This is a genomic window from Pararcticibacter amylolyticus (assembly GCF_003130405.1).
Taxonomy (GTDB): domain Bacteria; phylum Bacteroidota; class Bacteroidia; order Sphingobacteriales; family Sphingobacteriaceae; genus Arcticibacter; species Arcticibacter amylolyticus.
This window is the reverse complement of record NZ_QEAS01000032.1, coordinates 1-12,752: the sequence shown is the minus strand read 5'-3', so window position 1 is coordinate 12,752 and position 12,752 is coordinate 1. Positions and strand designations below refer to the sequence as shown.

Genomic DNA, 12,752 nt, shown 5'->3' with positions numbered 1-12,752 from the left:
ACTCACAACTGAAAGCAAAGAAATATGTACAAAAGACTAATAACATTAAGTTTAGTTGCGATGAGCCTGATTGGCGGAGTTGCGGCACAGGATAAGCCGTGGAAGAAGGGTATTCTTGTGGATGAGTTTATCTATGAGACGGCACCATTCCCGCAGGCTCATGCGGCGACAATAGCGGAAACACCAACGGGACTGGTATCTGCTTTTTTTGGTGGTACCAAGGAACGTAATCCTGATGTCTGTATTTATGTGAGCAGGCATGAGAATGGAAAATGGACTGCGCCTCAGAATGTGGCAGACGGAGTGATGCCGGATAAAAGATATCCTACGTGGAATCCTGTTTTGTTCCAGGTACCCGGCGGAGATCTTCTCCTGTTCTATAAGATAGGAGCAAGTCCCTCCACATGGAAGGGCTGGGTAAGAACTTCCAAAGATGGCGGGAAGACGTGGTCCCAGGGATATCCCTTACCTGAAGGGTATATCGGGCCTGTAAAAAATAAACCGGTTCTTTTGAGCAACGGAAACCTTTTTGCTCCAACCAGTACAGAAGGAAACAAGGAAGGAAATAGCTGGCAGATACATTTCGAAGTTACTTCCGACCTTGGCAAGACTTACCGGAAGGTTGGCCCTGTTCCTGCTGAAAAGGGACTTGACGCTATTCAGCCCAGCATCCTGGATCATGGTAAGGGCAAGCTGCAACTTTTGGCAAGGAGCAGAAACCGGGCAATACTACAATCATGGTCTTATGACAATGGCGAAACCTGGGAGCCTTTGTCGAAGACCAATCTTCCGAATAATAACTCGGGAACTGATGCTGTGACCCTGAAAGACGGTCGTCATGCCCTTATTTACAACCATGTGCTGCCTCCCGGAGATCTGGCTAAAGGTCCCAGGACGCCTCTAAACCTTTCGATCTCGAAAGATGGTAAAACCTGGTATGCTGCTGCAATCCTTGAAGATTCACCTATCAGCCAGTATTCTTACCCATCGATCATCCAGAGTAAGGATGGGATGATCCATGTGATTTACACATGGAGAAGAGAACGTATTAAGCATGCTGTGATCGATCCTTCGAAACTCAAACTTAAAAAGATCAAAAACGGTGTATGGCCAAAGATGAAGGGGTATATAGCTCCTGTCGGAGGAGAGATCACGAATGATTAGGCTCATGTTAAAATACTCATTTTTAATCCTTTTTTCATTTTTCTGTTCCCGTTTGTCTTCGCAAACTGCCGATGACCAGTTCCGGAAGCCTCTTAAAGAAGTGATCTCGGATATAGAACAGCGTTTTAATGTGAAGATCCGCTATTCGGAAGATCTGGTAAAAGACAGGTGGATAACTTATGCCGGGTGGCGTTTCAGGCCTGACCTTGAAAAAACGCTGTCTAACATACTGTCTTCCCAGGATATTACATTTACGAAGGAAGGAGAAGGAAAGTATAAGCTTCAGAATTATCAGTACCATTTAAAGACGCCCGAAGAAGGCAAACAGCAACTCGAATATTTATGGAGCAGGTTCAATGATGTTCCTTCCTGGGAGACGCGGAAAGCCGAATTGCGTGATTGTATGTGGAAGGCGCTCAAACTATCTCCCCTTCCTCCAAAAACGCACAGTAAGCCTATCATTACTGGTAAACGCACGATGAATGGGTATACAATTGAAAACGTTGCAATTGAAACCCTGCCGGGAGTATATGTAAGCGGTTCATTATACCGGCCTCTTAAATCAAAAGGGAAGATTCCTGTTATCCTGAATCCCGACGGGCATTTTGGAGACGGCAGATACAGGGCCGACTGCCAGTATCGTTGCGCTATGCAGGCCAGGATGGGAGCAATAGCTTTCAGCTATGATCTGTTTGCATGGGGCGAATCTGCCTTGCAGTTCAAATCATCCGATCACCGAAAAAGCCTGGCAATGACAGTTCAGGCACTAAACAGTATCAGGATTCTCGATTGGCTCCTGTCATTTAAAGAGGCCGATCCTAATAGGGTGGCCATTACAGGAGGTTCCGGTGGTGGGAGCCAGACCATGCTGATCACAGCCCTGGATGACAGGATCAGGTTAAGTGTGCCGGTTGTTATGATGTCTTCTTATCACAGCGGCGGATGTCCCTGTGAAAGTGGTATGGGGGTACATTTATGCGGAAATGGCACGAATAACGTCGAGATTGCTGCAATGGCAGCACCCCGGCCTCAGCTGGTTATTTCTGATGGGAAAGACTGGACGCAGCAGGTGCCCCAGGTAGAATTTCCTTACCTGAAGAAGGTGTATGATTTTTATGGTAAAGGATCAGAGGTTGAGAATGTGCACTTGCCCAAAGAAGGCCATGATTACGGATTGAGTAAACGCCTTGCCATGTACGATTTCATCGCCAGGCATTTTCATCTCGACATCAGGAAAGTACAGGATAAAAATGGTAAAATCGACGAATCTCCTGTAACTATAGAAAAATATCCGGCCATGTATGTATTCGGAGAGAAAGGGGAAAAGCTGCCGGCTAATGCAGTAAGAGATTTTACTCAGTTGGAAAAGATGTTCGATAAATAGTTTTGAGGGATCAGAAACAAATGACCAGCAAAAACAACAACATAAGCAGGCGAAGTTTTATCACCAGTACAGCTTTGGCTTCCGCAGGGCTCTTAGTGCCGGGTGCACTCGCATGGGCATTGCCGGGTAAAAGACAGAGATATAAGATAGCGGTGGTCGATCTGATGATCCTGAAGCGGCAGAAACTTAGTGCTTTTCAGCTCGCAAAAGAAATAGGAGCAGACGGGCTGGAAGTGGATATGGGGGGATTGGGTGCCAGGGAGACTTTTGATAATAAACTTGCCGACCCGGAGGTGAGACAGCAGTTCCTCGATAAGGCGAAAGAACTGAATCTTGAAATTCCTTCTCTGGCGATGACGGGCTTCTTTGCACAATCTTTCGCTACACGGCCGACTTATCAGAAGATGGTTGGAGATTGTATTGATACCATGAAGGCCATGGGGGTGAAGGTTGCCTTTCTTCCGCTGGGTGTCCAGGGCGACCTGGTGAAAAATCCGGAATTACGCCCGGCTATTGTGGAGCGGCTCAGGGTTGTCGGTAAAATGGCAAAGCAGGCAGGAGTGGTCATTGGCATAGAAACTACCCTTGATGCTCGTGCAGAAGTACAGTTGCTGAAGGATGTCGGATCGGATGCGATTAAGATCTATTTTAAATTTTCAAATCCCATTAAAGCAGGAAGGGATGTTTGCGAAGAAATGAAGATCCTCGGAAAAAAGCGCATTTGTATGATCCATTGTACCAATGAAGATGGTGTATGGCTTCAGAATGATCTTGCCGTGGATTTGCAGAAGATCAAAAAGACACTCGATAAGATGGGCTGGGAGGGCTGGCTGGTAGTTGAACGTTCACGTGACCAAAAAGACCCGACAAATGTTAAGTGGAATTTCAGTGCAAATGTTGCTTACCTGAAGAAAGTGTTTCAGGGAAAATAATGAACCTGTATGATAATTGTCATGAAGAGCCCGACAGGTGATTCCTATCCGGAATAAGCAATTATATAATTGAGGTGGGTTTCTTCTTCCCTCAGTGAAAAGCTTCCGTAATACGGCTTACCCAGCAAACGTACTTGTTGCCGTGATGATACCCCCTGCAAACTTACCGTGCGTTGTTCATGATTTACAGATTTCCCATTCAGCAGTTGATATGCTTCCTCTGAAATGATCATATCGTTGTTTAATTCCTTCGTCTTGGCCTGCAATCTTGAAGCGATATTTACAGCAAAGCCCATAACGGAAAGCTGTTTCTGGTTTTCGGTTTCTACACGGCTTACAATGACATTACCTGTATGAAAGCCTATCCCGATTTCAAGGAGTCTTCCGTCATATCTGTCAGAATAGGTGTCATTAAAAAGATCGATGGTTTCAAAGATCATTTTAGCGGCCTGGTAACCTTCATTAATGGCTTCCTGAATCGTACTTCCCATACCGAATACAGCATACAGACTGTCTCCGGCCACTTCAACTACGGTTCCCTTAAAGCTCTGGATTATCTTTCCGAACATGGAGAATAATCTCCGTACCACGTGTATAACTTCCCTTGCCGGTTTTGTCTCCATCAGTCCTGTGAAATTTCTGATATCCAGGAACATAATTGCAAGTTCCTTGTCGGAATCCGCCGAAAGGAATGCTGTATCATTACTTTCGGTTTTATAAGGGAATGTCAGCAGTGCTGTGTTGCTGAGAGAGGAGTATGCGGGGGTAGTATTTTTATTCATGACCGGGCTATTTATTCTGGTAGACGCGCAAGCTCTTAAAACATTTTAAATAATTTGAAAATAAATGGCAACATGATCCTTCTGTGACGAATAGCGGCAATTATTGATCTTTCATGGCAAATCTTACCTTTGTTTAAGCAAATCGGGAATATGTCACAGAAGGCCGCGGCCACCAGGTTAAGCATTTTAAGAAAAGCATTTGAACTTACCTATAAAAAGGGTTATCAGGCAACGAGCGTTGATGAGATACTGAAAACACTGGACGTCACGAAAGGTGCTTTCTTCTATCATTTTAAGCATAAGGAGGAGATGGGACTGGCCATGATCAGCGAGGTCATGTACCCCGGAATGTATGCATCTCTGATTGCCCCACTCAGCGCCGGCATGGATTCCATTCATGAGATTTGTTCGATGATGGAAGGGCTTCTGCTCGGCAATCCCTTCTTTGACGTCAAATATGGCTGCCCGGCAATTAATCTGATCGATGAGATGGCTCCGTTGAACAGTGGGTTTAGTAAAGCCCTTGCTGACTTAACTAACCATTGGCGCGAAGCGATCGAAGCCTGTTTGAAAAAGGGTAAGCTTTCGGGGCAATTAAGAAACGACCTGAATGAAGGAGACGTTGCACTGTTTATCATCTCCGGCTATGCAGGTATTCGTAACCTCGGAAAGATTTATGGAGAATCCTGTTATGCCGGGTTTTTAGTGAATTTTAAGGAATATTTAAATTCTCTTAGATCAAGTGCCGGCTGAGAGTGGCACGGGTTTGCTTTCTAAGCGATCATATAAAAATGATGTGAGACAGATAAGGAATTGAAAATTGCTATATTAGAGGCTCTTAAGAATGTAGTATGCGTATTCCAATTCTGCTCTCCTTTGTTCTTTGCCCGTTCCTGCTGCCTGCACAGAATGCCTTTGAAATAAAAGCAAAAGTCGATGGCCTGAGAGATTCAGATAAAGTATACCTGGTATATAATGTGAATGATCAGCAGCGTACAGATTCTGCAAATGTTAAAAATGGAAGTTTTTCCTTTAAAGGGGCTATTCAATACCCGGAGGCAGCGAGCCTCTTCTTAAACAAGAACCCCTATGTGAAAAAGCAGGAGAAAGGAGAGAATATTGATTATATGCGGTTCTATATTGAGCCCGTTAAAATGACCTTCCTTGCAAGTGATTCACTGAAGAATACCAAAATTTCGGGATCGCGGGTAAACGCCGACTATACCGTGCTAAAATCCATGCTCGAGCCAACGAATAAGAAATTCAGTGAACTTAATAAAGAGTATTATGCGTTGCCGGCTGAAAAGCAAAAGGATAAAACTATTTTTGATTCCCTGGTCAGAAGGGAAAAGGCAATCGTGCGGGAGATGAACCTGGCTTATCTGGATTTTGCAGGAAAACATCCCAACTCGTATATAAGCCTTATAAGCTTACAAAGCATTGCAGCAGAGGCTGACTTTTCGGAACAAGCAGGTATTGCATTGCGAAACCTTTCATCTTCCTTAAAACAAACCCCATTAGCAAAAGACATTTCTACTTTACTGGAAGCCCCTAAGAATACGCAAGTAGGGAAGGCGGCAATGGATTTTACTCAGAATACACCCGATGGTAAACCGGTTAAGCTGTCTGATTTTAAGGGGCAATATGTTTTGCTCGACTTCTGGGCCAGTTGGTGCGGCCCCTGCCGGGAGGAGAATCCTACTGTAGTTGCAGCCTTTAATAAATATCGCGGCAAGGGCTTCACTGTATTAGGAGTTTCTCTGGATTCTCCCGGACAGAAAGAAGCCTGGATTAAGGCGATAGAAACTGATCAGCTTGCCTGGACACAGGTGTCCGACCTTAAAGGATGGAACAATGGTGCTGCAAAGATGTACGGTGTAAGAGGGATCCCTGCTAATTTCCTGATTGATCCGGCAGGAAAGATCATTGCCCGAAACCTGAGAGGGGAGACCCTGGAAAAAGAGCTCGAAAAGATCTTCAGCGGAAAATAAATAGTTCTTGAAGTATTAAATCTCAGTCATGTCTCGTCCTGAAATACTACTTCATTCTAACTGTCCCGGTATCATCGATAGGCATGGCTTCCATTCATTTTCTTAAATAAGCTTAAAGCCGCTTCTACCGTCTTATCCATATCGTAATACTTGTACTCACCGAGCCTGCCACCAAAGTAAATATTCTTTTGTTGGTTAGCTAAAATCTCATATTTAACAAACTTCTCTTGATTCTCAGCAGTATTAATAGGATAATAAGGCTCTAAGCCTACCCTCCATTCTTGAGAATATTCCTTAGTGACAACAGTTTTAGGTTGAGTTCCAAACTCGAAATGCTTATGTTCCAAAATACGAGTAAAAGGTACTTCTCTTTCAGTATAATTAATAACCGCATTGCCCTGAAAATTATCTACATTCATCACCTCATGTTCGAAATTTAAGGAGCGGTAATCAAGTTGTCCATAGCAGTAATCATAATACTGATCTATCATTCCAGTAAAAACTGTTTTGTTTGCTGATTTAACTATCTCTTTGTTTGCGAAAAAATCTGTATTGGCGTAGATGTCACAACCTTCAAAACATTTTTCGAAGATTGAATTATATCCACCTATGGGTATTCCCTGGTAGGGATCGTTAAAGTAATTATTATTGTAGGTGAAACGTATGGGTATACGTTTAATAATAAATGCTGGCAGTGATTTGGCATCTTGTCCCCACTGTTTTTCTGTATAACCTTTTATCAGCTTTTGATATACATCTGTACCTATTAAAGACAATGCCTGCTCTTCAAAATTTGCAGGGTTATCAATCTTCAACCGTTGTTCTTCAATTTTCTGTTTAACCTGCTCAGGTGTATTTAATCCCCATAGCCGATTAAAAGTATTCATATTGAAAGGCAGATTATATAGTTTATTTTTATAGTTGGCTAAGGGCGAGTTTATATAGTGATTAAACTCGCACAATTCATTCATATAATCCCATACATGCTTATTGCTGGTATGAAAGATATGAGCGCCGTATTTGTGTACGTTTATTCCTTCTATGTTCTCACAATACAGATTGCCGCCTATATGACCACGTTTTTCTATGACAAGACATTTTTTTCCTTGTTTGCTTGCCTCACGGGCAAAGACGGCATTAAATAACCCCGCCCCCACCAGAAGATAGTCATATTTGTGCTTTCCCATTTTTCTTAGAAATTATTCGTCTTCAACTCTGATAATACCGATATGTCTCTGTGTTTCTCAAAATCATAAAGGGTCAGTTTCTTGATTTTATAATAGCTGGCCCAATAATATTTCAGTGAGTTTATATAGTTTCTCTGTGCTTCTTTGTATCGGTTTAAAGAAAAGATTAGTGTACTCATATCCGCTTTTCCAACGATAAAACGTTTCTTGTTGATTCGATAAGCATCATTTGCTAATGATAAAACTTCCTGTGCCGAACCTAACATTCCTTTCTGATTATTGAAATTATCAACAGCTGAAATCAATTCCTGCTCAATATTTTGCTTTTTCTGTTGAACGGATAGCTTTTTTACGCCAAGATGGCTTTTAGCCATATTTATCCGTCCCTTTCTCACACCCCAATCCAAAACTGGGATAGTGAAGCTCAGGGTAACGATATCCTGTCGAAGAGGACTGCCGTATGCTCCGCCAAAGTTGTCTGCAACCTGATTAAAGCCTACACTCGCTGAAATATTTGCATCGAAAACGGACTTCCGGCTTCTTTCTACTTCCCGTTCAGCTTCAAGTATTTCTTGCTGATAGCTGAGATAATCCGGATTGTTATTCTTTATATATGTTAAAGCGTTGTCAATTGGAATAAGGATATTGTCTGTATTTTCTGGTAATTCAAGTGAATACACTTTACTCTTATCAAGGTTCAGGAAAGTCAGGAAGGCGAACCTTGCGTCTTTCAGTGCCAATTCTACACTTTTAAGTGTATTCTGTGTATTGATTTTATCCAATTTTAGAGCAAGGACGTCAGCTTCTGATATAGCTGATATCTTTTGGCGTTCCAGCCCTATAGTATATAGGGTGTCTGCTGACAGCATATTCTCTAATGCCAGTTCATACTCTTTTTGGGCTTGTACATAGTTGAAAAAATGTTGTACGGTAGTTTCTGCGATTTCCTGCTGACGATACAGGAATGTTTTTTTTTCTTTCTCAAATTTTAGAGGTCCTATTTTTCGCTCCCACCAAGAATTATTATATCCGAAAAGTGCTTGCGAATAGCCAACACGTATGGGTACGGCATTAAATTGCCTGTTATTATTATTCCCGTAGCTCTTTATAAAGCCTAATTCGGAATCGACAAAGAATGTACCTCCGGTAAGATCGAAATTTTGACTTAAAATAAGACCGCCGGATGAATAGAGTGATTGCTGGACTCGGTACACATCAATGTTCTCTTGAAAATCATATCGTTTTACAATACTTCGATTATACTGCATTGGAATCGTTCTTAATGATAGGGACGGCAGACGAGCAGCTTGGTATGAACGGTATTCCCAATAGCCCGATTGGTAATAATTCTGAGCGATGAAAGCCTGCAAAGAACTGTCAGATGCTATGCCAATGCATTGGAATAAATCCAGCTTTTTCCTATTCTGAGAATAAACGAATGAATTGCAAAGGCTTGCACCTATTACTACTAACAGAAAGAATTTCATATAGTTGTGTCCTTACCTGGTATTAAACTTTATGTTGTCAAACAATCTCTCAATGAGTCTGCGATCGTTTACGATGATGTCTGCTTGTCCTCCGATCTCGTATTTGAAGTTCAATTTGTCCCCATAGTTTGTTACCAATCCATCTGGCATATCCACCATCACCAGATAGGTGTTGATATTGCTTTGTGATGTTTTATATTCGTTGGTAATAAGGGAGATAGATTTTACTACTCCTTTTATAGAACCGAATTCGGCATAAGGATAATCATCCAGTTTTATTGAAACAGCACTACCTGCTTTTACCTTACCGGCTCCCATAGCAGGGAGAAGCACTTGCCCCAGCACCATACTTTTTTTTGGTACAATTCCGAATACATCCTCCCCGGCTTGAACAAACTGATTGCTCGACCAGAACTTCAAAAATTCTACCTGGCCGTCAAATGGGGCTTTTAAAACATAGGTTTGTTCCCATTGTTTTATCTGGTCGCTTAACTCGTGATAAGAAGCCAATAAATCGAGATGGAGTTGCCTCTCCTTTTCCCGGCGTTCTACCGACAGTTGAGACAAACTGTTCTCACTCTCTGTTATCTGCATCTCAATTGAGGTGATTTCTTTTATTAGGTTTTGCTTATTTTGCCTGGCGGAAAGAAAGTCTACCCTACTTTTATCTATCTCAAAGTCGTAGGTGGTGATAAGATCTTTGTTCAGCGATGAATATTTATTCAACCATTTTTCGGAGATTTCTAGATTCTCGGTCGATATATTTAAAGCATTCTTTGCTTCATCCAGTATTTTCTTTCGCCACATAATACCGCCGGTCAAACCAACCTGTTGCTGCTCATAAATATTATCTTCAGAATAATCAATCAAACTTTTCAATGAAGACAGGAACGAATAATATTTCATATTCAGCTCTCCCAAGGATACCTTTTCCGGAAAAGACATAACAGCCCGTGAAAATAGCTTCGGGCTATTCGGATCAAAGTTGTGAATCAGTGATGCTACGTTGCGTACGTCAGTTGTATTCGCTGAATTTTGTATAATGGCTAAATAGTCGCCTTCTTTTATAGGATCTTGCGGCTTAAATCCCAATATTTCTAATTTACCTGATGTATGGGCAGGCAGCTTAACAGGTGATATACTGGAGTTTATTTTTATCTGTCCAGTCACTACATCCGGATATTTGATGAACCATCCAAAGACAAAAAGCAAAATCGTAAATACAATAATAGCGACCGCAATCCACGTGCTGAAGGCTGTAGGCATACGGTCTATGATGTCACTGACTTCTTCGCTCCGCTTTGAACTATCCTTCGACTTTGGCCGTAACTTCAATAGGTTCAAGATCATATTGGCTTTGTATTAGTTCGTAATAATGTCTTCTGTTTTCCATCAATCCGTCATGGGTGCCCAATTCCATTATTAAGCCGTCCTTCATAACAATGATCTGATCTGCTTTCTTTATTGTACTCAGCCGGTGTGCGATTACAATGACTGTACGGTTTTTGAATACATTATTTAGGGCTGTCACTATCTTTTGCTCATTGATGGTGTCCAGTGCGTTGGTTGCTTCATCAAGAAAGAGATAGTCGGGATTTTTATACAAGGCCCTGGCAATTAACAGGCGTTGTTTCTGACCTCCGCTCAAACCTCTCCCCATTTCTCCGATCAAGGTCTGATACCCTTGTGGCATGGTTTCTATTTCTTTAGAGATATTAGCTATATCTGTAGCACGCTTCAGGGCCTCATAGTCTACCTTTTCTTCGTTCAATACTATATTGTTCTGGATAGTATCGTTAAACACCTTCCCTTCTTGCATAACGCTACCACATTTGGCTCTCCACTGGCGTAAGCTTACATTATTGATATTCATATCTCCGATACAAATTTCGCCATACGAAGGTAAGTAGAGTCGCAACAGGAGTTTCAATAATGTCGATTTCCCACATCCGCTATCGCCAACTATGGCTGTGACTTTTCCTTCGGGTATTCTCAAGTGAATACCTTTCAGGACTAGTGGTGCATGTGGGGAATATGCAAACGAAAGATTCCTGACATTCAAACTTTTATCTTTAGGCAATTCCATACTATTGGCCGATATGGATACCATATCGTCTTCATCCTGAAGTTGGTGGATTTCATTGATGCGCATGAAGCTGATCTTGGAATATTGTGCCGACTGCACAAAACCTACGAACTGACCAATAGGCCCGTTAAGCATGCCAATGATAAATTGTGTTGATATCATTACTCCGAATGTAATATCCCCATTGATAACGGCAATAGCACAAAAGAAAGTAATCGCCATGTTCTGCATGTTATTGATAAACTGAGAGCCTAGCATCTGAGCGTTGTTGATATTCAGTATCTTAACATTCAGTTTATACAACCGTGCCTGTATGGCTTCCCACTTCCAACGTTTTGTGTCTTCATAGTTATTAATCTTAATTTCCTGTATATTTTCAATGGTTTCTACCCAATAGCTCCTGTCTTTGGACAGCAGGTCGAAATACTCCCAATCCAGTTTACGCCTGACTTTTAAGAAAAGGAACACCCAAAGGACATAGATGATGCTTCCTCCTAGAAATATAAAGAATATAGTCTTATTAAAGACCAGTAAAATTGCGCTGAAAATGACAAATGTAATGGAGGAAAACAGCATGCCCAACGAGTTATTCATAATGAAATGGCGAATGCGTTCATGATCGTAAGCACGTTGAAGAATGTCACCAACCAGCTTGTTTTCAAAGAAGGACACTGGCAGCTTCATCAGCTTGATAAGGTAATCGGAAATAAGTGATATGTTTACACGAGTAGTAACATGGAGTAATACCCAGTCGCGAAGGATATTGGATAGGGTAATGCTTAATAGTAAAACAACATTGGCTGCCAGAACCATGTATACGAAATTTACATCCTGCGTGCGTATACCGGTATCAATCACTGCCTTGGATATAAAGGGAAGGAAGGCTTGCAATATCGTAGCGATAAACATGATCAAAAAAAGGATCCCAAATGCCTTTTTATAGGGAGTGAAGTAACCCAGGAGGTTCTCGAAGCTCTTCAATCGCTCCATCTTTTCGTGGGCTTCTATCTGTTTGAAATTGGCCATCGGTTCCAGGACCATCAAAACTCCATAAGGTTCATCGTTCTTGTACCATTTCTCTCTGAATTGCTCGTGGGTATAGGAAGTCAGGCCTTTGGCTGGATCAGAAACATAAATCCTTTTATTGGTCGCTTTATAGATGACTATAAAGTGATTATTATCCCAATGGATAACAGCAGGCAAGACTATTCTCGTAACTAAATCATCTATTGTGACTTTTACAGATATACTTCTTAAACCAATCTTGTCGGCAGCATAGCTGATGTCCAATAAAGAAACTCCTTCACGGGTAATGCCGCACAAGTCACGAAGATATTGTAAGGAATAATACTTGCCATAATACTTAGCGATGATTTTCAGACATGCAGGACCACAGTCTTTAGCATCTAATTGGTATTCGTGAGGAAATGACTTTAAAAACATGGAGTGTGACGGTAAATCGCTAGTTAGATAAGAAACTATGAGAGGTAAGTAATTTTACAACTCTCTTGTTGTTTCCTACTAACAAGAGAGTTTACTGCCTATTTATGAGCTACGCGATACACGGATAAGTGTTGTTAAAAATGAATCACTACACCGACACCATATCCACTACTTCCATAATATCCACCCACATTGTAACCTCCTCCTGAATATCCTCCGCTAATACCATATCCACTACTTCCGTAATATCCACCCACATTGTAACCTCCTCCTGAATATCCTCCGCTAATACCATA

Annotated in this window: 10 protein-coding genes; 5 read left to right on the top strand and 5 right to left on the bottom strand. The window is 41.7% G+C overall.

Going from position 1 to position 12,752, the window contains the following annotated elements; all coding sequences use genetic code 11:
* Nucleotides 1-24: 24 nt before the first annotated feature.
* The 3 genes from DDR33_RS23670 to DDR33_RS23660 are packed head-to-tail and all read left to right on the top strand — an operon-like array spanning nucleotide 25 to nucleotide 3,480.
* Complete coding sequence (locus DDR33_RS23670; protein WP_109418286.1) at nucleotides 25-1,164, top strand: sialidase family protein; 1,140 nt, start codon at nucleotides 25-27, stop codon at nucleotides 1,162-1,164.
* A 52-nt stretch (nucleotides 1,165-1,216) separates the two neighbouring features.
* Entirely contained in the window at nucleotides 1,217-2,548 is a 1,332-nt protein-coding gene (locus tag DDR33_RS23665) for a DUF4974 domain-containing protein (RefSeq protein ID WP_238387929.1), read from the top strand.
* 20 nt (nucleotides 2,549-2,568) lie between these two features.
* Nucleotides 2,569-3,480, top strand: coding sequence for a sugar phosphate isomerase/epimerase family protein (locus DDR33_RS23660; protein ID WP_109418284.1), 912 nt, complete (start codon nucleotides 2,569-2,571; stop codon nucleotides 3,478-3,480).
* Between the two features lie 44 nt (nucleotides 3,481-3,524).
* Here DDR33_RS23660 and DDR33_RS23655 read toward each other — a convergent pair whose 3' ends face one another.
* Nucleotides 3,525-4,262: an adenylate/guanylate cyclase domain-containing protein gene (locus tag DDR33_RS23655; protein WP_109418283.1), complete on the bottom strand. Its 738-nt coding sequence runs from the start codon at nucleotides 4,260-4,262 to the stop codon at nucleotides 3,525-3,527.
* Nucleotides 4,263-4,412: 150 nt separating this feature from the next.
* Between DDR33_RS23655 and DDR33_RS23650 the strand changes: the two genes are divergently transcribed.
* Together DDR33_RS23650 and DDR33_RS23645 are read left to right on the top strand one after the other, a co-directional pair.
* Nucleotides 4,413-5,015: a TetR/AcrR family transcriptional regulator gene (locus tag DDR33_RS23650; RefSeq protein ID WP_109418282.1), complete on the top strand. Its 603-nt coding sequence runs from the start codon at nucleotides 4,413-4,415 to the stop codon at nucleotides 5,013-5,015.
* A gap of 98 nt (nucleotides 5,016-5,113) precedes the next feature.
* Nucleotides 5,114-6,253: a TlpA disulfide reductase family protein gene (locus DDR33_RS23645; protein WP_109418281.1), complete on the top strand. Its 1,140-nt coding sequence runs from the start codon at nucleotides 5,114-5,116 to the stop codon at nucleotides 6,251-6,253.
* Between the two features lie 71 nt (nucleotides 6,254-6,324).
* Here the strand turns inward: DDR33_RS23645 and glf are convergent, their stop codons facing one another.
* From glf to DDR33_RS23625, 4 genes are read right to left on the bottom strand one after another with little or no spacing between them, the layout of a single operon-like run.
* Nucleotides 6,325-7,440 (bottom strand): UDP-galactopyranose mutase, encoded by a 1,116-nt coding sequence (gene glf, locus DDR33_RS23640; RefSeq protein ID WP_109418280.1) that lies wholly within the window; start codon nucleotides 7,438-7,440, stop codon nucleotides 6,325-6,327.
* A gap of 5 nt (nucleotides 7,441-7,445) precedes the next feature.
* Nucleotides 7,446-8,927, bottom strand: coding sequence for a TolC family protein (locus DDR33_RS23635; RefSeq protein ID WP_109418279.1), 1,482 nt, complete (start codon nucleotides 8,925-8,927; stop codon nucleotides 7,446-7,448).
* 12 nt (nucleotides 8,928-8,939) lie between these two features.
* Nucleotides 8,940-10,277 (bottom strand): HlyD family efflux transporter periplasmic adaptor subunit, encoded by a 1,338-nt coding sequence (locus DDR33_RS23630; protein WP_109418278.1) that lies wholly within the window; start codon nucleotides 10,275-10,277, stop codon nucleotides 8,940-8,942.
* Complete coding sequence (locus tag DDR33_RS23625) at nucleotides 10,234-12,456, bottom strand: peptidase domain-containing ABC transporter (protein WP_109418277.1); 2,223 nt, start codon at nucleotides 12,454-12,456, stop codon at nucleotides 10,234-10,236. The genes DDR33_RS23630 and DDR33_RS23625 overlap by 44 nt, the downstream gene beginning before the upstream one ends.
* Nucleotides 12,457-12,752: the final 296 nt, after the last annotated feature.

Bases quoted from the DNA above. Each gene is read 5' to 3' on its own strand.
- DDR33_RS23670 (WP_109418286.1), top strand. From the start codon at position 25: ATGTACAAAAGACTAATAACATTAAGTTTAGTTGCGATGAGCCTGATT.
- DDR33_RS23660 (WP_109418284.1), top strand. From the start codon at position 2,569: ATGACCAGCAAAAACAACAACATAAGCAGGCGAAGTTTTATCACCAGT.
- DDR33_RS23655 (WP_109418283.1), bottom strand. From the start codon at position 4,262: ATGAATAAAAATACTACCCCCGCATACTCCTCTCTCAGCAACACAGCA.
- DDR33_RS23650 (WP_109418282.1), top strand. From the start codon at position 4,413: ATGTCACAGAAGGCCGCGGCCACCAGGTTAAGCATTTTAAGAAAAGCA.
- DDR33_RS23645 (WP_109418281.1), top strand. From the start codon at position 5,114: ATGCGTATTCCAATTCTGCTCTCCTTTGTTCTTTGCCCGTTCCTGCTG.
- glf (WP_109418280.1), bottom strand. From the start codon at position 7,440: ATGGGAAAGCACAAATATGACTATCTTCTGGTGGGGGCGGGGTTATTT.
- DDR33_RS23635 (WP_109418279.1), bottom strand. From the start codon at position 8,927: ATGAAATTCTTTCTGTTAGTAGTAATAGGTGCAAGCCTTTGCAATTCA.
- DDR33_RS23630 (WP_109418278.1), bottom strand. From the start codon at position 10,277: ATGATCTTGAACCTATTGAAGTTACGGCCAAAGTCGAAGGATAGTTCA.
- DDR33_RS23625 (WP_109418277.1), bottom strand. From the start codon at position 12,456: ATGTTTTTAAAGTCATTTCCTCACGAATACCAATTAGATGCTAAAGAC.